Source organism: Streptomyces sp. NPDC001920 (assembly GCF_053594495.1).
Genome location: NZ_JBSFEP010000014.1, coordinates 263,669 through 285,517, shown reverse-complemented (window position 1 = coordinate 285,517; position 21,849 = coordinate 263,669). Strand labels below are relative to the sequence as shown.

The 21,849-nt window shown below is 71.6% G+C and carries 22 protein-coding genes and 1 pseudogene; 9 read left to right on the top strand and 14 right to left on the bottom strand.

The window, feature by feature from the left end:
* Positions 1–22 precede the first annotated feature (22 nt).
* From ACWCPI_RS25305 to ACWCPI_RS25285, 5 genes are read right to left on the bottom strand one after another with little or no spacing between them, the layout of a single operon-like run.
* Positions 23–367, bottom strand: a complete 345-nt coding sequence (locus tag ACWCPI_RS25305; RefSeq protein ID WP_451040260.1) for a DoxX family protein — start codon at positions 365–367, stop codon at positions 23–25.
* Positions 364–2,331: an acetoacetate--CoA ligase gene (locus ACWCPI_RS25300; RefSeq protein WP_451040259.1), complete on the bottom strand. Its 1,968-nt coding sequence runs from the start codon at positions 2,329–2,331 to the stop codon at positions 364–366. The genes ACWCPI_RS25305 and ACWCPI_RS25300 overlap by 4 nt, the downstream gene beginning before the upstream one ends.
* Positions 2,328–3,911 carry a bifunctional 3-(3-hydroxy-phenyl)propionate/3-hydroxycinnamic acid hydroxylase MhpA gene (mhpA, locus tag ACWCPI_RS25295; protein ID WP_451040258.1) on the bottom strand — a complete coding sequence of 528 codons (1,584 nt, stop codon included), beginning with the start codon at positions 3,909–3,911 and terminating at the stop codon, positions 2,328–2,330. The genes ACWCPI_RS25300 and mhpA overlap by 4 nt, the downstream gene beginning before the upstream one ends.
* A 19-nt stretch (positions 3,912–3,930) precedes the next feature.
* A complete protein-coding gene (locus ACWCPI_RS25290) occupies positions 3,931–4,869 on the bottom strand; it encodes a fumarylacetoacetate hydrolase family protein (protein ID WP_451040257.1) in 939 nt (312 codons plus the stop codon).
* Positions 4,870–4,905: 36 nt separating this feature from the next.
* Positions 4,906–6,051 (bottom strand): VOC family protein, encoded by a 1,146-nt coding sequence (locus ACWCPI_RS25285; protein ID WP_451040256.1) that lies wholly within the window; start codon positions 6,049–6,051, stop codon positions 4,906–4,908.
* 134 nt (positions 6,052–6,185) lie between these two features.
* On the opposite strand from ACWCPI_RS25285, the gene ACWCPI_RS25280 reads away from it, so the two are divergent.
* The gene (locus ACWCPI_RS25280; protein ID WP_451040255.1) at positions 6,186–6,821 is read left to right on the top strand and encodes a TetR/AcrR family transcriptional regulator; all 636 of its coding nucleotides are present in this window, start codon (positions 6,186–6,188) and stop codon (positions 6,819–6,821) included.
* On the opposite strand, the gene ACWCPI_RS25275 is transcribed toward ACWCPI_RS25280, so the two are convergent.
* Together ACWCPI_RS25275 and ACWCPI_RS25270 are read right to left on the bottom strand one after the other, a co-directional pair.
* Positions 6,765–7,610, bottom strand: a complete 846-nt coding sequence (locus tag ACWCPI_RS25275; RefSeq protein ID WP_451040254.1) for an LmeA family phospholipid-binding protein — start codon at positions 7,608–7,610, stop codon at positions 6,765–6,767. The two genes, ACWCPI_RS25280 and ACWCPI_RS25275, sit on opposite strands and share 57 nt — an antisense overlap.
* Positions 7,611–7,646: 36 nt before the next feature.
* Positions 7,647–8,285, bottom strand: a complete 639-nt coding sequence (locus ACWCPI_RS25270) for a TetR/AcrR family transcriptional regulator (RefSeq protein WP_451040253.1) — start codon at positions 8,283–8,285, stop codon at positions 7,647–7,649.
* 192 nt (positions 8,286–8,477) lie between these two features.
* Here ACWCPI_RS25270 and ACWCPI_RS25265 point away from each other — a divergent pair, with 192 nt between their 5' ends.
* Positions 8,478–10,091 carry an MFS transporter gene (locus ACWCPI_RS25265; RefSeq protein ID WP_451040252.1) on the top strand — a complete coding sequence of 538 codons (1,614 nt, stop codon included), beginning with the start codon at positions 8,478–8,480 and terminating at the stop codon, positions 10,089–10,091.
* Between the two features lie 394 nt (positions 10,092–10,485).
* Here ACWCPI_RS25265 and ACWCPI_RS25260 read toward each other — a convergent pair whose 3' ends face one another.
* The 3 genes from ACWCPI_RS25260 to ACWCPI_RS25250 form a co-directional block, all read right to left on the bottom strand.
* Complete coding sequence (locus ACWCPI_RS25260) at positions 10,486–11,133, bottom strand: TetR/AcrR family transcriptional regulator (protein ID WP_451040251.1); 648 nt, start codon at positions 11,131–11,133, stop codon at positions 10,486–10,488.
* 245 nt (positions 11,134–11,378) lie between these two features.
* Positions 11,379–11,963, bottom strand: a complete 585-nt coding sequence (locus ACWCPI_RS25255) for a dihydrofolate reductase family protein (RefSeq protein WP_451040250.1) — start codon at positions 11,961–11,963, stop codon at positions 11,379–11,381.
* Positions 11,963–12,586 carry a helix-turn-helix domain-containing protein gene (locus ACWCPI_RS25250; protein WP_451040249.1) on the bottom strand — a complete coding sequence of 208 codons (624 nt, stop codon included), beginning with the start codon at positions 12,584–12,586 and terminating at the stop codon, positions 11,963–11,965. The genes ACWCPI_RS25255 and ACWCPI_RS25250 overlap by 1 nt, the downstream gene beginning before the upstream one ends.
* Positions 12,587–12,654: 68 nt before the next feature.
* Between ACWCPI_RS25250 and ACWCPI_RS25245 the strand changes: the two genes are divergently transcribed.
* Entirely contained in the window at positions 12,655–13,191 is a 537-nt protein-coding gene (locus ACWCPI_RS25245; RefSeq protein ID WP_451040248.1) for an N-acetyltransferase family protein, read from the top strand.
* 13 nt (positions 13,192–13,204) lie between these two features.
* Here ACWCPI_RS25245 and ACWCPI_RS25240 read toward each other — a convergent pair whose 3' ends face one another.
* Entirely contained in the window at positions 13,205–13,336 is a 132-nt protein-coding gene (locus ACWCPI_RS25240) for a hypothetical protein (protein WP_388808132.1), read from the bottom strand.
* Positions 13,337–13,465: 129 nt separating this feature from the next.
* Between ACWCPI_RS25240 and ACWCPI_RS25235 the strand changes: the two genes are divergently transcribed.
* From ACWCPI_RS25235 to ACWCPI_RS25215, 5 genes are all read left to right on the top strand, one after another.
* Positions 13,466–13,867: a DUF2795 domain-containing protein gene (locus ACWCPI_RS25235; protein WP_451040247.1), complete on the top strand. Its 402-nt coding sequence runs from the start codon at positions 13,466–13,468 to the stop codon at positions 13,865–13,867.
* An 83-nt stretch (positions 13,868–13,950) separates the two neighbouring features.
* Positions 13,951–14,370: a CBS domain-containing protein gene (locus ACWCPI_RS25230; protein ID WP_451040246.1), complete on the top strand. Its 420-nt coding sequence runs from the start codon at positions 13,951–13,953 to the stop codon at positions 14,368–14,370.
* A gap of 50 nt (positions 14,371–14,420) precedes the next feature.
* The gene (locus ACWCPI_RS25225) at positions 14,421–15,077 is read left to right on the top strand and encodes a diguanylate cyclase (RefSeq protein WP_451040245.1); all 657 of its coding nucleotides are present in this window, start codon (positions 14,421–14,423) and stop codon (positions 15,075–15,077) included.
* A 6-nt stretch (positions 15,078–15,083) separates the two neighbouring features.
* Positions 15,084–15,635 (top strand): type 1 glutamine amidotransferase domain-containing protein, encoded by a 552-nt coding sequence (locus tag ACWCPI_RS25220; protein WP_451040244.1) that lies wholly within the window; start codon positions 15,084–15,086, stop codon positions 15,633–15,635.
* Positions 15,635–17,728, top strand: coding sequence for a catalase (locus ACWCPI_RS25215; RefSeq protein WP_451040243.1), 2,094 nt, complete (start codon positions 15,635–15,637; stop codon positions 17,726–17,728). Before ACWCPI_RS25220 ends, ACWCPI_RS25215 begins: the two co-directional genes overlap by 1 nt.
* A gap of 158 nt (positions 17,729–17,886) precedes the next feature.
* On the opposite strand, the pseudogene ACWCPI_RS25210 reads toward ACWCPI_RS25215, so the two are convergent.
* A pseudogene (locus ACWCPI_RS25210) lies at positions 17,887–18,170 on the bottom strand (DUF6158 family protein).
* A 59-nt stretch (positions 18,171–18,229) separates the two neighbouring features.
* Here ACWCPI_RS25210 and ACWCPI_RS25205 point away from each other — a divergent pair.
* Positions 18,230–19,336 carry a baeRF2 domain-containing protein gene (locus tag ACWCPI_RS25205; RefSeq protein WP_451040242.1) on the top strand — a complete coding sequence of 369 codons (1,107 nt, stop codon included), beginning with the start codon at positions 18,230–18,232 and terminating at the stop codon, positions 19,334–19,336.
* Between the two features lie 61 nt (positions 19,337–19,397).
* Here the strand turns inward: ACWCPI_RS25205 and ACWCPI_RS25200 are convergent, their stop codons facing one another.
* Positions 19,398–21,017 (bottom strand): ABC-F family ATP-binding cassette domain-containing protein, encoded by a 1,620-nt coding sequence (locus ACWCPI_RS25200; protein ID WP_451040241.1) that lies wholly within the window; start codon positions 21,015–21,017, stop codon positions 19,398–19,400.
* Between the two features lie 104 nt (positions 21,018–21,121).
* Complete coding sequence (locus ACWCPI_RS25195; protein WP_451040240.1) at positions 21,122–21,781, bottom strand: histidine phosphatase family protein; 660 nt, start codon at positions 21,779–21,781, stop codon at positions 21,122–21,124.
* Positions 21,782–21,849 lie beyond the last annotated feature (68 nt).

Below are 21,849 nucleotides of genomic sequence, written 5' to 3'. Positions count from 1 at the left end.
CCAGGCCCGTACAGGGCGTACGTCAGCCGGCGGCCACCGCCGTTGCCGCGTACGTCACGGCGATCAGGGCCAGTACGGCGGCCGGGAGCGCGCGGGTCGGCGGGTCGCCGTGGCGCAGGTGGACCACCGCCGCCGCGGCCATCAGCAACGCCAGTCCCGTCGCGGCGGCCACGCCGAGCGGGAGCGACACCAGTCCCAGCAGCAGCCCGGCGGCCCCGGCCACCTCCAGTGCGCCGACGACGCGGTAGTGGCCCGGTGTCATGCCGAGGTGGGCCGCCGCCTGACGCATGAACGGCACCGCGGCGATCTTCGCCAGGCCCAGGGGGAGGAAGACCAGGGACAGGGCGACGGCGAGCACTGTTCTCATGCGGTGGTCCTTCCCTTGCGGCGCTCCTCGCCCAAGCCGGCGTAGTAGGCGATGAGGTCGGGGGCGTCCGTCGCGGCCGGATTCACGACCTGCTCGACAGGGGCGCCCTGGAGCAGGCGCTTGACCGGGACCTCCAGTTTCTTGCCGGTGCGGGTGTGCGGTATGCCAGGCACTTCGAGGATCTCGTCCGGGACGTGGCGGGGGGAGGCCCTGGTGCGGATGGCCTCCGTGATCCTCTCGCGCAGGGCGTCGTCGAGCGTCACCCCTGCCGCGGTGACCACGAACAGCGGCATCCAGTAGCCGCCGTCGGGTTCCTCCGCGCCGATGACCAGGGCCTCGGTGATCTCGGGGAGGCGTTCGACGACGTCGTGGATGTCGGCGCTGCCGAGCCGGACGCCGTTGCGGTTGAGGGTGCTGTCGGAACGGCCGTGGACGATCACCGAGCCATGGCCCGTGACGGTGATCCAGTCACCGTGCCGCCAGACGCCCGAGTAGGAGGAGAAGTAGGCGTCGCGGTAACGGGTGCCGTCGGGGTCGTTCCAGAAGGACAGCGGCATCGACGGCATGGGGCGGGTGACGACCAGCTCGCCGACCCGGTCCACCACCGGCGAGGCCGCCGCGTCGTACGCGGCCAGCGCCACACCCAAGTGCGGGGCGGACAGCTCCCCGGCCCAGACGGGGGTGTTGGGCGCACTGCCCGCGAAGCCCGACACCACGTCCGTGCCGCCGCTGATGGAGGCCAGCAGCACCCGCTCCCCCACATGGTCGCGGACCCATGGGTAGGCGGACGCCGGCAGGGCGGACCCCGTGCAGCCGACCACGCGGACCGACGACAGGTCGTGGCCGGAAGGGTCGATGCCGAACTTGACCATGCCCAGCAGGTACTGAGGGCTCGTGCCGAAGACGGTGACCCGGTGGCGGGCGGCCAGTTCCCACAGGACGTCGAGCTTGGCGAAGGGCGCCGGGCTGCCGTCGTACGTGCACGTCGTCGCGCCGGTCAGCAGGGTCGAGGCGACCAGGTTCCACATCATCCAGTGCGTGGTGGTGTACCACAGGAGCCGGTCGCCGGGGCCGAGGTCGGAGTGCAGGACGAGGGTTTTGAGGTGCTCCAGCAGGACACCGCCGTGGCCGTGGACGATGCCCTTGGGCAGGCCGGTGGTGCCGGAGGAGAAGACGACCCACAGGGGGTGGTCGAACGGCACGGGCGTACAGGCGAGTTCCTCGGTGCGGGTGGCGGCGTCCTCCCACGGGATGACCAGGGACGGGTACGTCTGCGATGACCAGGGCAGGCCCACATGGTCCACCAGCAGGGTGGCCTTCAACGTCGGCAGCGCCTGGGCCAGTTCGAGGGTGGCGTCGCGGCGGTCGAGGGTGGTGCCGTTGAAGAGGTAGCCGTCGGCGGCGATCAGCACGGTGGGTTCGAGCTGGGCGAACCGGTCGGCGGCGGCCTGCGGGGCGTAGTCCTGTCCGCACACCGACCAGACGGCGCCCAGGCTCGCTGCGGCGAGGAACGCGACGATCGCGTGCGGGGTGTTGGGCAGATAGCCCACGACCCGTTCGCCCTTGACGACGCCCAGGTCGCGCAGGGTGGCGGCGACGGAGGCGACCAGCGCGCGCAGCCGCTCGCCGGTCACCTCGTACCCGGTGCCGGTCTCGTCGAGGGCGATGATCGCCACGTCCTCGTCGGCCAGGTTGCGCAGGGCGTGGTGGGCGTAATTGAGGGTGGCGCCGGGGAACCAGCGGGCGCCCGGCATCCTCTCCTCGGCCAGCACCTGCTCGTAGGGGGTGTCGGCGTCGATGTCGAAGTACTCCCACACCGCGCCCCAGAAGCCCTCAAGGTCGGTGACCGACCACTGGTGCAGGGCGGCGTAGTCGTCCGGGTCGATGCCCTGGCGCCGGGCGAACTCCGCGATGCGACTGGCGGCCGCCGTCTGCGGATCGGGTGTGAAGAAGGGCGTGCTCATCGCGTCGTACTCCTCAGCAGGCTTCTCATGGCCGCCCGTTCGGCAGGAACAGGGCTTCGTGTGGTGTGCAGCAGGGCCGCCCAGTCGGCGGTCGACGTGAAGTCGCTTCCGCCGGCCGGGACGACGTCCATGACGACGCGGTCGGGGCGCAGCAGTACGGCGTCCGCGCGTCCGGCGCGCAGCCAGGCGGCGAGGGTGCCGTCGTCGCCGAGGTCGGTCACGCGGAGCGCGCGTATGCCGAGGCTGTGGGCGAGCGCGGTCAGTGAGGGGCCCGGTTCGGCGGCGGTCAGGACGGTGAAGGAGTCGCCGAGCAGCTCGTCGAGACGGGCACGCCGTCCGTCGGCGCTCGTCCACGGTTGCGGACAGTGCGTGCCCGCCAGGCCTCGGCGGACCCCGCGCCGCACGAGCGGTCCGGCGGTCAGGGGCGGGCTGAGGTCGCGGCCGGCCAGCTCGGTCAGGGCGGGTATGCGGCAGGCCGCGGCCAGCGCCCTGCGGCGGAGGGCGGCGGCGCCGTCCTGGCCGCCGGTCATGGCCCAGCCCATGGCGACCGCGAGCCGGATGACATGCCGGGCGTGTGGCTTGCGTTCGCTCTCGTAGGTGTCCAACAGCTGTTCCTGAGCGCCTTGTCGGAGGACACGGGCGAGCTTCCAGGTGAGGTTGTAGGCGTCCCGCAGGCCCGAGCACAGGCCCTGGCCGATGAACGGCGGGGTGAGGTGGGCGGCGTCGCCGAGCAGGAAGACCCGTCCGCTGCGCCAGCGGTCGGCGAGGCGCGCCCGGAAGGTGTACTGCGTCTCGCGGACGACCTCGAAGTCCCCGTCGTACGAGGGCGGCAGCCACGGGGCGGCCAACTCGCGGACCGGCTGCTCCGCTCCCTCGCGCAGCCGGAACTCCCAGCGGTAGCGGTCCTCGCCCACCCGCATGAAGGTGGCCGGCCGGTCCGGGTCGCAGACCTGGTCGACGCCCTCCCAGCAGCGCACGCCGGCGGTCGTGCGGACGTCGATGACGGTCCAGCGTTCCTCGAAGCGCAGGTCCTCCCATACGGCGCCGATGGCCTCGCGGGTGAGGCTGTTCGCGCCGTCGCAGCCGAGCACCGCGTCGGCCCACACCTCGTGCTCGCCGTCGTCGTCGCGGTAGGTGACCCGTACGGGGCCGGTGGTGTCGGGGCCGATGCCGGTGACCTCCACTCCGCCCAAGAGCTCGCACTCGGGGCGCCGGGCCAGGGCGTCGCGCAGCACGCGTTCCAGCTCGGGCTGGTCGAACATACTGGTCTGCGGATAGCCGTGCAGGCCGTGTCCGGTGCGGCGGAACTCGGCCATCACCCGGTGCCGGGCGTCCAGCAGCCGCAGCCCGTTCGCCGGGCGGGTGATCGCGGTGAACTCCTCGCCGACGCCCGCGGCCTGCAGGATCCTGCACACCTCGTCGTCGGTGGCGACGGCGCGGGGAAGGGGGTAGACGTCCTGGTGGCGTTCGAGGACGACACTGCGGACCCCGCGCCGGGCCAGGAGGAGGGCGGCGGTCACGCCCACCGGTCCGGCGCCGACGATCACGACGGGCACACGTGCGGCTTCATCGACGGTCATGTGCGGCTCACCTCGGGTGTCAGTTCGCGTCCGTGACGGGCGTGCGCTGCTCGCCCAGGTCGATCCGGCCGTCCGGGGTCGCGATCGTCGCCGTGATCACGTCTCCCGGGTTCAGGTAGTGCGGGTTCCTGGCCTGGCTCTTGAAGAACGCCTTCCACTTCACGGCGGGCGGCAGCAGCGCGCCGATCTTCTCGACGGCCTTCGGCGGCGCCTTGAGGGCGGTGCCGCCGGGGGTGCCGGTGAGCAGCAGGTCGCCGGGGTCGAGGGTCTGGAAGCGGGCCAGCAGGGTCAGCGCCCGCGCCGGGCGGACGATCATGTCGGCGAGGGTGCGGTCCTGACGCAGCTCGCCGTTGACGCTCAGCTTCAGCCGCAGGTCGAGGAGACGGGAGAAGTCCTCCGGCTCCAGCAGGGCCAGGTACGGCCCGGTCGGTGTGAAGGTGGGGTACGACTTGCTCTCGTAGAACTGCGTCTTGGTCAGCTGTACCTCACGGGCGCTGACGTCGTTGGTGATCACCAGTCCGGCGACGTACGAGGGCAGGTCCCGCTCCTCGACAACCGTGCCGACGGGCAGGGACGCGCCCATGACGAGGCCCAACTCGATCTCGTAGTCGAGGAACTTCACGTGCGCGGGGCGGACGACGGCCTCGCCGGGGCCGCTGACCGAGCCGGACGCCTTGCGGAAGAAGGCGGGCGGGATGTCGCCGGTGAAGCCCGAATCGCGGGCGTGGCTGCGGTAGTTGACCATCTGGGCGACCACCCGGCAGGGCGTGGTGACCGGCGGGAGCGCGACCAGGTCGGCCACGGGCGTGCCCGGCTCGCCGGAGGCTGCGGCCTCGCGGACGGCGGCGCGGTCGGCCACCAGCTCTGCGGTGGTCACGGCCTTGGTCTCGACAGGGACGGCCCGGTCGCCTTGGACGACCCACCAGCCGTCGGTGGTGCGCAGGACATTGGTGCTCATGTCAGTGCCTTCGTGAGGGGATCGGGGTGCGGAGGTTCAGGAGTTGGCGGCCTTGAGCAGGCCGAACAGGCGCGCCGGGTCCATCTCGTTGTCGCCGCGCAGGGCCTGGATGACGTCGCGGACTCGCTGCGGGGAGGGACTGGCGCCGAGGAAGTCGCGGGTGGCGGGCGGGCCCCACTGGGCGAGGCCGCTGGTCGACATCGGGGCCCAGCCGGGTTCGACGTCGCAGGAGAACAGGTCGCCGTCGGCGAAGTGCTCCAGCAGGAAGCGGTCGGGATCGCGCCAGTAGTCGAACAGCTGGCTGCCCTGGATGTGCCGGCCGATTCCCCAGCTTCGCTTGTAGCCGCGCTCCTTGAGGTATTCGCCGCCGGCGGCGATCGAGTCGAGGTCGGTGACCTGGTAGGCGGAGTGGACGTAGCCCGTGCCCGGGCCCAGGTGCATGGCCAGGGTGTGGTGGTCCACCGCCCGGCTGCCCTGGTCGCAGCGGATGAACGCCATCGTGGGCCCGCGGTCGCGCTGGCCGTCCAGGAACAGGAAGTCGGACACGATCATCCCGAGGGTGTCCAGGTACCAGTCCAGGGCACGGGCGAACACGCGTGTCTCCAGCACCACATGCCCGAGACGCTGGACACGGGACGGCTCGCGCGGCGGGCGCTGCGTGGCGTTCGTACGACGGTGATCCGTGCCGAAGTTGAGGAGCAGCGGCTGCTGTTCCGGCAGCGCGGGGAGTTGTTCGCCGCAGTGCACCACCCGCACCGGGAAACCCGAGGGGTCGAGCAGGTCGACCACCTTGCCGCCGCCGGGAACGTCGGCATCCCGTACGGATGATCCGGTGGCACGGGCCAGCCGGTCCAGGTCGGCCCGTTCGGCGGCCCGGAACGCCGGGCCGATGAAGCGGGACGTGCGCCCCTTGCGGATCACCATGCAGGGCGAGCCGGCGAAGGTGCCGCGCAGCCACAACTCCCGCTCGGTGCGGGCGGCGACGCCGAACCCGAAGTCCCGGGCGAAGACCTCGGCGCGGTCCAGGTCGGGCTTCTCGAACTCCAGCCAGGCCAGGTCCGCCACCTTGATCACCGGGTTCCGGGAGCGGCCGGGGTGTTCGCCGCGCAGGGCGCCCTGCTCGCTGTGGAGGTCCTGGTGGGCCGTGATGACGTCGGCCCCGTCGACGCGGGTTTCAGACATGGTGCCCTCCGAGCAACATCGCCGTAATGAGGAAATCATCAACTGTGACAGTTCTGTCGTCAAGATGTTCGCGGCAGGAAATGATGAATTCATCAGGACTGCGACCGTCATCGTTCGGCGGTTAGACTCTGCGCATGCCTACGTCAGCCCTGCCCAGCAACCGGTTCGAGCGGCGTCGCGCGGAGACCCGCAGGGCTCTCGTGCGAGCGGCCCGGCAGATACTCGCCGAGACCGGGGACACGAGCGCCAGCATCCAGGCGATCGCCGAGCGCGCGGATGTGGGCTTCGGCTCCTTCTACAACCACTTCGACTCCAAGGCGGAGCTGTTCGAGACGGCGGTGGTGGACGCCCTGGAGGAGTTCGGCCAGAACTTCGACGAACGCCTCGCCGGAGTCGACGACCCGGCGGAACTCGTCGCGGCCGGCTTCCGGCTCAGCGCCCGGATGGCCGATTCCCACCCGGAACTGATGCAGGTCCTGCGCCGCCGCGGCCTCGGGCACATCCACTCGGACAACGGACTGTCCCGCCGGGCGCTGCGCGATCTCCAGGTCGGCATCGCCTCCGGCCGTTTCACCACCCTCGACCCGACGGTCGCGCTGTGCGCGCTGGGCGGATCCCTGCTGGCCCTGGTGGAGCTGAGGTTCGCCCGCCCCGAGGTGGACGGCGACGAGGCCGCGGTGAACCTCGCCGAGATGGTCCTGCGCATGCTGGGGCTACCGGCGGACGACGCTCACGAGGTCGCTGGGCGCCCCCTCCCCGACCTCGACTGACGACGCATGGAAGGACGACGAGTCCGGGCGGAAGGTGACCGAGCGGCCGCTGAAGCGGGCGTCGATCCCGTCCTCCGTGGTGGTGACCGACCGCAGGCGGAGCCCCTCGGGAACGTTCTGCAGCGGAATGGGCTCGTACAGGGCCTTGTCGAGAAGCGACTTCAGCGGAGGCAGCAGTTCGCCCTGCTCGGCGCGGACGTCCGTGAAGGCGATGCCGTTACCGCTGGCCGCCGAGACGGCCGCGCTCACGGTCACGTCGCCGACGAGCGGCAGACTGGCCGTCGCGTCGATCCGGCCCGACTCGTCGCCCTGCGACACCTCCACGCCGAGCGCGTGCGACACATCCGCGTACGACAGATGGGCGTTCGCCCGAACGCTGCGGGCGTGCGCCTCGTCGGCGTCGCCCGAGGTCTTCAGACCGTCCATCCCGACTGTCAGCTTCGTCACCGGCAGGGGCCGGGTCGTGCCGTTCGCGGGTATGCCGTGGGCGGTGAGGTCGACGTGGTTCAGGCGGCCCTCGGCGAGCTGGGCCAGCACGGGAAAGCCGCTGACGTGCACTGATGGCCGATCTGCGGTGCCCATGCCGTCTTGGAAAGCCTCGGCCGTACGGCTCTCCGCGCGAGCCGCGGCGATCCGGTCGACCGCGACGGCACCGATCAGCAAGGCCACCAGGAACGCGGCGACGATGATCAGGCGCCGCCTCGTCCGGGTCGGGGGGCTCACGTACACGGCGCTGTCGCCGTAGTAGGGCTCGCCGGTGAACCCCTCGTCGCGCTGGGACTGGTACATGGTTCTCCTCTTCGGGTGGTACTTCGGGAAGGGCGCCTACGCGCCGAGGCCCTCGGGCCGGACGAGCGCCCGGACACAGGTGGCGGCACGGCCGGCGTCCACGCCCATCGCGATCAGGGCCGCGGTCGCGGTGCCCGTGCCGTCGTCGCTCCAGGCCCCGCCGTTCACGCAGTCCACAAGCCCCAGCAGGTGGCCCTCCAGCGCCCGGGTCAGCACGGCCGGCGGAGCGCTGGTCTGGAAGACCCCCTGCCGCTGCCCCCGGTCGATGATCGCCTCCGCCATGTCGCGTGCGGGGGCGAGGACTTCAGCGACCCGTTCGGCCCCGAGGTCCTGGGGTGCGAGACGGAGCAGGATGCGGTAGCGGTCACCGACGGGCCACATGGCGAGGACGAAGCGCGCCAACTCCGTGACGGCGTCCACCGCCGGGGCCCGCGGGGCCGCGAGCGCCTGCCGCAGCGCCTGTGCGGCGTCCTCCACCAGCCCCTCCACCAGTGCGGCCCGGCCGTTGAAGTGCCCGTAGACCGTACGGCGTACCACACCTGCCGCCTCGGCGATGTCGCCGAGGCTCGCGTCGGGGTCGCGGCTGAGTTCCTGCCTGGCCGCTTCGAGGATGCGGGCCCGTGTGAGCAGGGTTCGGCCGCGTTCAGGGGTGGCGGTGACGGGTGGGTGGGTCATGTCGATGTCGGACCTCCGGTCGACGGGGGGAGGCGACTCGATAGTTGCACACCGACGGGCAATAAACTAGTCTGCACATCAACGGGCAATTAACTGCTCTCGGTGCCGCGTCCAGTCCCGTCCGCGCACGCACCGCTCCCCTCGATCCGCACCCCGAAGCCTCCGCTTCGCCTCCTGCCGAGGAGCCTGCCGATGCCGCTCTTTGCGAACACGTCCGTCGAGAAGATGACCGCGCCCTATCCACGCCGCTGGTGGGCCCTGCTGGTCCTGTGCCTGAGCCTGCTGATCGTCGTCATGGCGAACACGTCGCTGATCGTGGCCGCCCCCGACATGACCAAGGACCTGGGCCTGTCCAGCAGTGACCTGCAGTGGGTCATCGACGGCTACACCGTCCCCTACGCCGCACTGATGCTCGTGCTCGGCGCGATGGGCGACAAGTACAGCCGCCGCGGCGCCCTGGTCCTGGGCCTGCTGATCTTCATCGGCGGTTCGGTGATGGGCGGCCTGGTCGAGGAGACCGACCTGGTCATCGCCGCCCGCGCGATCATGGGCCTGGGTGCCGCAGTCGTCATGCCGGCCACGCTGTCGCTGCTGGTCGCGATGTTCCCCCGCGGTGAGCGCGCCAAGGCCATCACGGCATGGTCCGCCACCTCCGGGCTCGCGATCGCCGTGGGTCCGCTTGCCGCCGGCGGGCTGCTGGAGGGCCACGCCTGGGGCTCCACCTTCCTGATGAACGTCCCCGTCGCCGTTCTCGGCGTCGTCGGCGCACTGCTCCTGGTCCCGCCGTCGAAGGCGGAAGGCATGGGCCGGATCGACTACGTCGGCGGTCTGCTGTCGATCGTCTCCGTCGGCTCGCTGGTCTACGCGACCATCGAGGGCCCGCACTTCGGCTGGGGCGTCGGCCCGATCACCGCGGCCGTGGTCGCCGGTGTGGCTCTGCCGGCCTTCGTGGCCTGGGAGTTGAAGCACCCGAACCCGATGCTGGACGTGCGCAAGTTCGCCGAGCGTCCCTTCAGCGGCTCGATGCTCGCGGTGCTGTTCTTCTTCTTCGGAACCTTCGGCTCCATCTACTACTCCACCCAGTTCCTGCAGTTCGTCCTCGGATACGACGCCCTGGAGACCGGAATCCGTCTGCTGCCGCTGGCCGGTGCGGTGTTCGTCGGCGCCGCGGTCACCGGCAAGCTGGCCCCGAAGCTGGGCGTGAAGCTGGTCGTGGGCACCGGCATGGTGATCGGCACCGCGGGCGTCTTCCTGCTCACGCGGATCGAGTCGGGCTCGACCTACACCGACTTCCTGGCGCCCCTGCTGCTGCTCGGCTTCGCGATCGGCCTGAGCCTGTCGCCGGCCACCGACACCATCATGGGCTCCTTCCCGGAGGACGAGCTGGGCGTCGGCGGCGGCGCCAACGACACCGCCCTGGAACTCGGCTGCGCCCTGGGCATCGCCGTCCTCGGCTCGCTGCTGGCCACCTCCTACAAGGACAAGCTGACCGACCTGGTCGGCGGACACCTCCCGGCCGATGCGATGGACACCGCCAAGGACTCCGTCGCCGGTGGCATGGCGGTCGCCGAGCAGATCGCGAAGAACCCCCAGGGCGGCGCCGAACAGGCCCAGACCCTGCTGGGGGCGGTGCACGAATCCTTCGCCCACGCCGTCGCCCACACCAGCCTCATCGGCGGCATCATCATGGCCGCCGGGACCCTGATCGTCATGGCCGTCCTGCCCGGCCGCAAGGCCGCCGGCAAGCACCGCCAGGAAGAAGCGGCCGAGTCCACCCAGGAGCAGACCGAGACCGTGGGCGCCTGAGCCCACGAGGTCGGCGCGGCCCATGGCCGCGGGCCGGAGGCGTGAATCTCGTTTCCGGCCTCCTCCACCCAGGACGGGCTGTGCCTGAGCGGCGCACGGCCCCCCGGACGGTGCCGGGAGGGGACGCCCGGCACCGTCCCGTTCCGCTGTCCGCACCTGAGGGCCCGGCACAACCCGGCGAAAGCTGAGCCACAAGGCCCGCCGACCGGCTGTGGACATCGCCGAAGCCCTCGATGTGTGTGCAGCCGTCATGGCAGCGACCGATGGCCCTTCACCCGACGACTCGGCACTCGCCGATCAGAGGAGCTGGGAACGGCGGGATACACATGACAAGACCCCGGTGCCTTCGACCGGGGTCTGTTCGAACCTCCGCGTGAGCAGCCGTGCCGCGGGCTCACCCCTCGGCGCCGGCCTCCGCGGTGGCCGCGGCGGCCACCTCTTCGACCACGCCGCGCGCCTGCTCCTCCGGCACACCGGCCGCGATGAGCGTGGTGACGGCCACCCGGGTGCCGTCGTCCTCCAGCGCCCCGATGTTGACCTGCTCCAGCAGGGCGACCGTCATCGCCTCCAGACCGGCGCTCAGCACCGCAGGCGGCAGATGGGAGTGGAAGACACCATCTCGCTGCCCGCGCTCCAGGATGGCCGTGACATTGACACGGGCGGGCTGGAGGATCTCGGCGACACGTTCCATGCCCAGGTCCCGCTGGGCGAGCGCCAGAAGCATGCGGTAGCGGTCGCCGACGGGCCACATCGACAACGAGAAGTGCGCGAGCGCCCGCTCCGCCGGCTCGGTCGCCGTCGCTCCGACCGCCACGGCGGACTCGAGCGCCTCGGCGGCCTCCTCGGCCAGTGCCTCCAGGAGCGCCGTCCGCCCGGGGAAGTGCCCGAAAAGCGTGCGCCGTACGACACCGGAGGCGCGGGCCAGCTCTTCCAGGGTGATGTCCGGGTTCCGCCCGAGTTCCTGGCGTGCGGTGGCCAGGATGCGCGCCCGGTTGGACCGTGCGTTGCGTCGCTGCGGGACGCGGCCGACGGGCTGGGACACGGAAGGACCTCGATGAAGGAAGGGCGAACAGGGGGTTCCTCATTCTGACACGTGGCCCCAGGCGGGAAGCTCCTTGATGTCGAGGTCCCTCAGCGCCGACTCGCCGGCTCTCTTGTCGACCTGGCTGCCGGTGAGGGCCTTGACGTTAGCCCAGCGCGCGCGGTCGAGATCTTGACGACGGGTCGCCGCAAAGGTCGCACACGCTGAACGCGGGCCGCCTACGATCGCCGACCCCCTGGAATGGATCACCTGGGCTGTGCCGACGACTCCCGTGCCACGCGATAGCGGAGGTAGACGACTTTCGAGTTGAAGGTGCGGGTGTCGAGGAGTTCGAGATCCACCCGGCGCTCGCGGTGCGGGAAGAACGGGGTGCCGCCGCCGACCAGTACCGGGTAGACCATGGCCCGGTACTCGTCGATCAGGCCGGACTCGGCCGCCTGGGCGGCGAGCGTCGCGCCGCCGATCGCGATGTCGCCCTCCCCCGGCTCGGCGCGCAGCCGCTCGATCTCCTCCGCCAGGCCACCGGACGCCAGGCGGGCGTGGCCCTGCACCGCCGACAGCGTGGTGGAGAACACCACCTTCGGGAGCGGGTTCCAGAGCGCGATCCACTCCCGCGTCGAGTCGTCGAGCGATGGCTCCTGGTCGGCGGTCTCCCAGTACAGCATCGTCTCGTACAGCCGTCGTCCCAGCAGGTGGACGTCGACCTGGCGGATCTCGTCGATCCAGAAGCGGAAGACCTCCTCGTCGGGCTCCGTCCAGTTGAAGTCGCCGTCCGGCCCGACGATGTAGCCGTCGAGTGAGACGTTCATCGAATACGTCACGCTGCGCATCAGGCCTCCTCCTCGGTGACGGGTTCGACAGTACGGCGTCCGACCCGCGGGCGCGGCTGAGCGGCGCGCGGGCGCATGACCAGTGCGGCGACGTGGTAGGTGCAGGGCTCCGAGGCGGAGTTGGCGTAGCCGTGGGTGACGTCGGCGGCGAAGTAGGCCGAGTCGCCCGCCGTGAGCTCCACGGTCCGATCGCCCAGGGTCAGGCGCAGCGTTCCCGACTCGACGGTGACGAACTCGTGTGAGCCGGGGGCGTACGCCGGGAAGTCGCCCGCGTCGCAGCCGGGCGGCAGCGTGCTGCGGATCCATTCGAAGTTCACGCCGGGCACCACCGGGGTGAGGACGGTGCGCCGCCATCCGCCCGGCTCCTCGACGCTGTCCTGGTCGGCGGCGCGGCGCACGATGACGCGCGGGTCGTCGGGTCGGGCGACCAGGTCGGCGAGGGCCACTCCGAGTCCGTCGGCGATACGGGCGAGCACGACGACGGTCGGCGCCTTCTGCCCGCGCTCCACGGACGACAGCATGCTCACGCTCACGTCGGCGGCTTCCGCCAACTGCTGCAGGGTCAGGCCGAGGTCGTGCCTCAGCCCCTGCACCCGCCTGCCCAGTGCCTCCAGATCCAGCATTCCTCTATAATAGCTACTGCTTTCGCTATAGCGAAAAGGGACGGAGAGGGAGAGGAATGCGGAGAGAAATGAACGTCGCGGTGCCCCCGGCCCACTCCCCCGTCCGTCCGGCGGTCGCGGCCGACCTCGAGAGCGTGGCCGACATCTTCGCGCACTACGTCCGCCATACCGTCGCCACCTTCGAGGAGACCCCACCGACCGTGGCCGACTGGGAACGACGGCTGGAGGACCTGACCGGACGCGGGCTGCCCTTCCTCGTCGCCGAAGCGGACGGCGCGGTCGTCGGCTTCGCCCACGCCTCGCCCTGGCGGCCCAAGCCGGCGTACCGGTTCACCGTGGAGGACACCGTCTACCTCGCGCCCGGCGCCACCGGCCAGGGGCTCGGCGCGGCCCTGCTGGACGTGCTCGTCGCCGAGTCGGCGCGGGCGGGGATGCGGCAGATGATCGCCGTGATCGCCGACACCGGCAGTGACGCCTCGCTCGCCCTGCACCGCCGCTTCGGCTTCGCCGACGCCGGGCGCCTCGTCGGGGTCGGCCACAAGCACGGGCGGTGGATCGACACGTTCGTGCTGCAGCGGTCGCTGGCCGCGGGACAGCCGGGATGATCCCGGTCCCCGGTCAGTGTCCCAGCGCGGCTTCCTGCGGGCGCTCCTCGTCCGGTTCCCTCGGCAGCAGCAGATCCTCGTAGCGGCCCAGTGCCAGCAGCACGCCGAGCATGGCGAGCGGGAGCAGCACGGTGAGCAGTGCCATGACCTGGTCCTTCCCCAGTTCGTCCGTGGGGGGTGAAGGTCGGGTCTCCCTCCTTCCGCGGGACAAACCCCGTGTCGGTCCCCGGTGTACGGGTACGCGGTGCGGACCCCCGAAGATCTGGAGGGAGTCATGCAGCGAGGCAGTGACCGGCTGAGCGTTCATCGCGACGACGAGATGAAGCACGAACTGCAGGGCCTGCTCAGGTCCGGGCACCCGACCCGGGCCGAGGAGTGGCACGACCCCGAGCCGTCCGCCGACGACGACCCGCGCGTCGCGGGCGGGCCGGTGTCGCCGGGAGCGTCGACGGCGTCCCTGGCGGTGGTCCGGCTGGAGCTGGCGCGGTTCTTGAACCGCAGTTCCTTCCCGGCGAGCCCTCGGGAACTGGCCGGGGTCCTGCGCCGCGGATACGCCCCCGACACCCTGGTCGAGCCGTTGGAGCGGCTGCCGCGCGGCGCGCGTTACGCCAACATCCAGGAGCTCGCGGAGGCCCTGACCGGCACGGGGTCATCGTCACGGCGCCGCAGCGCATAAGGGAGCGGCCGGTCGGGTACCGCGAGCGTCGTCGACGCGGCCGCGGTACCCGGTCGGCCGGGGCACGCAGGAGGGCCCATTCGATGGCTGATTTCGTGAGGGACGTGATGACACCGGGCGTGGTCGCCGTACGCCCGGGCGCCTCGCTCGTCGAGGCGGCGCAGCTGATGCGCACGCAGGACATCGGCGATGTGGTGGTGGCGGACGGGCAGCGGATCGTCGGTGTGCTCACCGACCGTGACATCACCGTGCGGGCGGTCGCCGACGGCGCCGACCCGCTGACGGTGAGCGTCCAGTCGGTGTGCACCCCGGACCCGGTGATGATCGGCCCGGGCGAGCGGGTGTCCCTCGCCGTCTCCCTGATGCGCGAGCACCACGTGCGGCGGCTGCCGGTCGTCGAGAACGGTCTGCCGGTCGGCGTGGTCACCCTCGGGGACCTCGCCGAGACCGAGGATCCCGACTCGGCGCTGGCCGAGATCAGCCGGGCCGCACCGGACGAGTGAGCGCGTGACCGACGAGAGGAGCAAAGCGTGACCGACGATCGGACCACTGGATGAGCCGGGATCAGGCCGCCGAGATCAGCGCCACCGGAGTCACCACTGATGTGGGCGATGCCACCGTCCGCTATCTGCTGTACGGGCTGCTGCCCAGCTGGTTCGTGCCGGGTCTCGCCGATTGGGTGATGCACCGGCGGACCCGGATCGAGGAGACGGCTGGGACCAAGGAGTCCCTCATCCACGCGCTGATGATGACCGAGGTGGGCATTCCCATCGCGCTCACCCTGCGCTACGAGGTCAATCCGCTGCTGCTCACCGTGCAGTTGGGCGCGACCGCGGCGCACGAGGCGACCGCGCTGTGGGACGTGCGCACGGCGGTCGGCAGCGAACGCGAGGTCAAGCCGGTGGAGCAGCACATCCACAGCTTCCTGGAGTCGCTGCCGTTCGCCGCGCTGACCTCCCTGATGTGCCTGCACGCCGACCAGGTGAAGTCCCTGCTGCGCGGGGGCCGCGGCGACGGCGACGCGTGGCGTCTCGTGCCGCGCAGACGGCCGCTGTCGCGCGGCTACCTCGCGGGCATCGGGGTCGCCATCGGCGCCTGCGTACTGCTGCCGTACGGCGAGGAGCTGCTGCGCTGCGTGCGCGCCCGCCGCCGCGGCGGGAAACGCATCCCCAGCGACGAGGCCCGTCACCGGGCCATGGAAGGACATTGAGACATCATGCGTATCGCATTTCTGACCGCAACCGAGGGCGTCGAGCAGGTCGAGCTGACCGATCCCTGGCAGGCGGCGGTCGACGCGGGCCACGAACCGGTGCTCGTGTCGACGAAGCCGGGCTCGATCCAGGCGTTCCACCATCTCGACAAGGCGGAGAAGTTCCCCGTGCAGGAGGTCGTGGGCGAGACCTCGGCCGACTCCTTCGGCGCGCTGGTCCTGCCGGGCGGCGTCGCCAACCCGGACTTTCTGCGGATGGACGGCAAGGCCGTCGCGTTCGTGCGGGACTTCTTCGACAAGGGCCTGCCGGTGGCCGCGATCTGCCACGCCCCGTGGACGCTGGTGGAGGCGGACGTCGTCCGGGGCCGGGTGCTGACCTCCTGGCCGAGCCTGCGCACCGACATCGGCAACGCGGGCGGCACCTGGGTCGACGAGCAGGTGCGCATCTGCGACCACGGCCCCAACAAGCTGGTCACCAGTCGCAAGCCGGACGACCTGAAGGCGTTCTGCGAGGCGTTCCTCGACGTGTTCGCCAGGGAGTCCGAGGAGGCCGCCTGATGGCAGACCCCAAGCAGGAACAGCGGGAGCGCTTCCGGGCCGACGACCCGACGTCGGGGCCGCTGACCACCGAGCAGGGTGTGGAGGTCGACCACACCGACGACTCGCTGGCCGCCGGCGAACGCGGGCCGACGCTGATGGAGGACTTCCACTTCCGGGAGAAGCTCACCCACTTCGACCACGAGCGGATCCCGGAGCGGGTGGTGCACGCGCGGGGCGCGGGGGCGTACGGCTTCTTCGAACCGTACGAGTCCTGTGCGGCGTTCACCCGCGCGGCCTTCCTGCAGGACCCGTCGGTGCGGACGCCCGTCTTCGTGCGGTTCTCCACGGTGCAGGGCCCCAAGGGCTCGGCGGACACCGTGCGCGACGTCCGGGGTTTCGCGACCAAGTTCTACACCTCGGAGGGCAATTACGACCTGGTCGGGAACAACTTCCCGGTCTTCTTCATCCAGGACGGCATCAAGTTCCCCGACTTCGTGCACGCCGTGAAGCCGGAGCCGCACAACGACATCCCGACCGGGGCCTCCGCGCACGACACCCTCTGGGACTTCGTGTCGCTCCAGCCGGAGACGCTGCACGCGATCATGTGGCTGATGTCGGACCGGGCCATCCCGCGCAGTTACCGCATGATGCAGGGCTTCGGTGTGCACACCTTCCGGTTCGTGACCGCGGACGGCAAGGGCACGTTCGTGAAGTTCCACTGGACGCCGAAGCTGGGTGTGCACTCGCTGGTGTGGGACGAGGCGCAGGAGTGCCAGGGCCGCGACCCGGACTTCAACCGGCGTGACCTGTGGGACGCGATCGAGGCGGGCGAGTACCCGGAGTGGGAGCTGGGGGTCCAACTCGTGTCGGAGGAGGACGAGTTCGCCTTCGACTTCGACCTCCTCGACCCGACGAAGATCATCCCGGAGGAGCAGGTGCCGGTACGGCCGATCGGCCGGATGGTGCTGAACCGCAACCCGGAGAACTTCTTCGCCGAGACCGAGCAGGTCGCCTTCCACACGGCCAACGTCGTCCCCGGCATCGACTTCACCAACGACCCCCTGCTCCAGGCCCGCAATTTCTCCTACCTGGACACGCAGCTGATCCGCCTGGGCGGTCCCAACTTCACGCAGTTGCCGGTGAACCGGCCGGTGGCGCCGGTGCGCACCAACCAGCGTGACGGCTACCACCAGAGCACGGTCCACCGGGGCACGAACTACTTCCCGAACTCCCTGGGCGGCGGCTGCCCGGCGCACGGCGGCGCGGGCGGACACGCCTACACGCACCACGCCGAACGCGTCGACGGCGCGAAGATCCGCCGCCGCAGCGCCAGTTTCCAGGACCACTACACCCAGCCGGCGATGTTCTTCAACAGCATGGCGGACTGGGAGAAGCAGCACATCGTCGAGGCATTCCGGTTCGAGCTCGGCAAGGTCGGCGCGAAGGAGGTGCGGGCCCGCACGGTCGAGCACCTCGCCAAGGTGAACGGTGAGCTGGCGGTCTCGGTGGCGCGTGGGATCGGGGTGCCGGAGCCGCCGGCGACGCAGGCGGCGGACAAGCTGTCCTCCCCCGCGCTGAGCCTGGAGTCCCTGCGCGGCGACGGTTCGATCCGGACCCGGCAGATCGCGGTACTCGTCGCCGACGGTGTCGACGTCGCCCAGGTGACGTCGGTGCGTGAGGCGCTCACGGCCGAGGGCGCCGTCGTCGAGGCGCTGGCGCCGACGGACGGCACCGTCACCGGTACCGACGGCGACCGGCTCGTGGTCGACCGCGCGCTGCCGACCGTGGCCTCGGTGCTGTACGACGCCGTACTCGTGCCCGGCGGCCCGGCGGACGCCCCGGACGCGGCCGCCGACCCGGACGCGATGCGCTTCGTACGCGACTGCTACCGGCACGGCAAACCGGTCGGCGCGCTCGGCTCCGGCGTGGGTGTGCTGTCCGCCCTGAAGCCGGAGGGCGTACGGCTGTCGGCCGAGTTCCACCGCACGGTCACCGACCAGGGCGTGGTGACGGACACCTCGCCGGGACCGGCGACGCAGGAGTTCCTGCAGGCCTTCAGGACCGCGCTGCAGGCGCACCGGCACTGGGGCAGGCCGCCCGTGCACGGCTGAACCGACCGCCGACCCAGCCGTACGGGACCGAGCCGCCGCACGGTACGAGAGACCGAGTCGGACATCGCAGGACCAGGTGCGCCGGGTGAGGGACTCACAGGGGTCCGCCCGGCGCACCGGCGTGTCTCAGCGGCCCGGCGCGGGCGCGCCGGGCCCGTTCACGCCGGCGGGCTCGTCGGGGTCTCGCTGCTGCCCGTGCGGTCGCGGGCGCCCTCACGGGTCCGGCCCGAGGCTACCGTGCGACGTGGGTTGCGGCGCAGGTACTCGCCCTCCAGCTGGGCCATGCGTTCGTTGTGGGCTCGCAGCGCGTCGTTCGAGCCGTACAGCAACGTGTCGTGGCGCGTCCGGTGGATCGTCTCCAGCTCCTTCATGAGCTGCTGGTCGTCCAGCCGGCCGGGGTCGACTCCGTTCATGGTGTGCCCCGCTCGTCGTGTTCAATGATGCCGTCCGGGTACCCGCCCGTCGAGCACACAGCACCCGAGCTCGGTACGGGAGAGAGCTATGGATCTCGCCTTTCTGCATCCACTGTACGAACACCCCGGCCCCTGGGCCTCCGTGTACGTGGGCACGTCCCGGCACACGGAGGACACGCCCCACGAGCGGCACCTCACCGCCCAGGCCCTGTCCCGGGAGCTGGCCGAGCAGGGCGCCGACGAGGCCACCTGCCGGGCCGTGCGGGACGCGCTGGAAGGGCTTGAGCACTCCTCCGAGCCCCATGGACGCGCGGTCTTCGCCTGCGCCGGCAAGGTGGTCCTGGATCCGCCGCTGGCCAGGCCCCCGCAGCGGGACAGCGCCCACTGGGCGCCGCTGCCGCACACCGCGCCCCTCCTGGAGCTCGCCGGTGAGGACCCGGTGTGCGTGGTGGCCTACGTCGACCGCAGGGGCGCCGCCTTCGAGCTGCGCAGCGCGCTGGGCCGGCAGGACGTCGGCTCGGTCAGCGGCCGGCAGCACCCGATCCACCGCACGAGCAGCGTCGACTGGTCCGAGCGGCACTTCCAGCTCAAGGTGGAGAACACCTGGGAGCACAACGCGGCCGAGATCGCCGACGCGCTCACCGTCTGCCAGGAGGAGACCCGCGCCGACCTGCTGATCCTCGTCGGGGACGACCGCGAGCGGCGGTCGGTGCACGAGCGGCTGCCGCAGCGGCTGCACGGCCTCGTCGTCGAGGCCCCGCACGGCACCGGCAGCAGGCTGCTCGACGATGACGTCGAACGGATCCGCGAGCAGCATGTACGGCAGCGGGCGGAGCGTGAGCTGGAGCGTTTCCTGGCGGCCCGGGAGCCGGACGGCGAGGGTCGCGCCGGTGCGGCGGAGGGAGTGCCCGCGCTGATCGAGGCCGCCCGCGAGCACCGGATCGAGGAGCTCCTGATCAGGCCGGACAGCCCCGACGCCCGTCGCGAGGTGTGGATCGGCGAGGACCCGGACCAGGTGGCGGTGCGCCGTACGGACCTGAAGATCCTCGGCGAGCAGAACAGCTGGTCGGCGCGGGCCGACGACGCGCTGATCCGCTCCGCGGTCGCCACCGGCGCGGTGGCGCTGTCGGTCACCCCGGCCGACCCGGCCACGGAGCCGGCGGGCGGGCTGGGAGCCCTGCTGCGCTGGGCCTGAGCGATGTCGCCGCGACAGCGCCGGGGGAGCCGAGCGGACTCGGCTCCCCCGGCGTCCGGCGTCAGCGGGCCCGCTCCACCCGCCGCTCGTCCCACACCGGCTCGGGCGTCTCGCGCACCCGGCCGTCGCTGCCGAAGACGAGGTAGCGGTCGAAGGAGCGGGCGAACCACCGGTCGTGGGTGACGGCGAGCACCGTGCCCTCGAAGGCCTCCAGCCCTTCCTGGAGCGCGTCGGCCGACTCCAGGTCGAGGTTGTCGGTCGGCTCGTCGAGGAGGAGGGCCGTGACACCCTGGAGCTCCAGCAGGAGGATCTGGAAGCGGGCCTGCTGGCCGCCGGAGAGCCGCTCGAAGGTCTGCTCGGCCTGCTGGGTCAGCTCGTAGCGGCGCAGGCGGGACATCGCGGCGCCCCGGTCCTGGGCGTGCTCCTTCCACAGGATGTCGAGGAGGGTGCGGCCGAACAGTTCGGGATGCGCGTGCGTCTGTGCGAAGTGCCCCGGGACGACCCGCGCGCCGAGCTTCCACTTCCCCGTGTGCGCCACCTCGTCGCCGGCCAGCAGCCGCAGGAAGTGGGACTTCCCGGAGCCGTTGGAGCCGAGGACGGCGACGCGTTCGCCGTAGAAGACCTCCAGGGAGAAGGGCTTCATCAGGCCGGTGAGCTCCAGTTCCTCGCAGGTGACGGCCCGCACGCCGGTGCGGCCGCCCTTGAGCCGCATCCTGATGTCCTGCTCGCGCGGCGGCTCCGGGGGTGGCCCGGCCTCCTCGAACTTGCGCAGCCGGGTCTGGGCGGCGCGATAGCGGGAGGCCATGTCGGGGCTGTTCTCGGCCGCTTGCCGAAGCGTCAGGACCAGCTTCTTCAGCTGGGCGTGCTTCTCGTCCCAGCGCTTGCGCAACTCCTCGAAGCGGGCGAAGCGCCGGCGTCGGGCCTCGTGGTAGGTGGCGAAGCCACCGCCGTGCACCCAGGCGTCCGCGCCGGCCGGTGAGGGCTCGACGGAGACGATCTTGTCGGCGGCTCGGGCGAGGAGTTCGCGGTCGTGGGAGACGAACAGGACCGTCTTGCGGGTCTCCTTCAGACGCTCCTCCAGCCAGCGCTTGCCGGGCACGTCGAGGTAGTTGTCGGGCTCGTCGAGCAGCAGCACCTCGTCGGTGCCGCGCAGCAGCGCCTCCAGCACCAGCCGCTTCTGCTCACCGCCGGAGAGCGTGCGGACCTCCCGGAACTGCGCCCTGTCGTACGGCACTCCGAGCGCGGCCGTCGTGCACATGTCCCACAGCGTCTCGGCCTCGTACCCGCGCACCTCGGCCCAGTCGGCGAGGGCCTGCGCGTACTTCAGCTGGGCGGCCTCGTCGTCGACGGTCATGATGGCGTGCTCGGCCTCGTCCACGGCCTGCGCGGCCTCGCGGATGCGCGGCGGCGCGACCGACACGAGCAGGTCGCGTACGGTCGTCTCGTCCCGTACGGAGCCCACGAACTGCCGCATCACGCCGAGCCCGCCACTGACGGTGACGGTGCCACCGTGCGGCCTCAGCTCCCCCGAGATCAGCCGCAGCAGGGTCGTCTTGCCGGCGCCGTTGGGCCCGACCAGCGCCACGGCGGCGCCCTCTCCCACCCGGAAGGAGACGTCGCCGAGCAACGCCCTCCCGTCGGGGAGGTAGTACTCCAGGTGCGCGGCTTCCAGATGTCCCATGAGGACGCATTCTGGAGTCCGCCGCGCGGCCTGGGCAAACGCTTATCCAAGGCCGCCCCGAGCGGACGCAGGAGGCGGTCCCGCGCCCGCCCCGCACCCCGCCGCTACGGCGCCGCCCCGTCGACGGGCCATCCGGCCGGCCCGCCCTCCCCCGCCGGAGACACCACCGCCCCCGCCCACTCCAGCGCTTTCCAGCCCTCCTCGGGCGAGCCCTCCAGGATCACCACGCCCGTGTTCGCCAGCGGATGCGCCGCGGCGAACGCGACATCGACGTTGGCCGCCCGCGCCGCCGTCCACATTCGGATCGCCGCTCCATGGCTGACCAGGGCCGCGGTCCCGGCCCCGCCGCCCGCGGCCTCCGCCACCACCGCGTCGTAGCGCGCGAGTGCCTCGGTCCCGCTCTCGCCGCCCGGCATGCGCAGCTCCGTGTCGCCGGCCGCCCAGGCGAACACCGTCCTCATGTAGGGCTCCGCCTGCTTCGCGTGGCCCGGCAGCATCTCCATGTCGCCGGCGGCCAGCTCCCGGATGCCGTCCCGGACGAGCACGTCGAGGCCGTGGGCGGCGGCCAGCGGGGCGGCGGTGCGCTGGGCGCGGATCGCGGTGGAGGCGTAGACCGCCTCGATGTCCTCGGCGGCCAGGGCCTCGGGCAGGGCCGCGGCCTGCGCTTCGCCGAGGGCGGTCAGACCGGGGCCGGGGACGGCCGTGTCCAGCAGGTGGTCCACGTTGGAGGGCGTCTGGCCGTGGCGGATCAGGAGCAGGCGCATCTGACGGGTTCCTCCGTGGGTCGTTCACCGTCGGCCGGACAGCAATCGGCCGCTTCAGGGTACCCAGG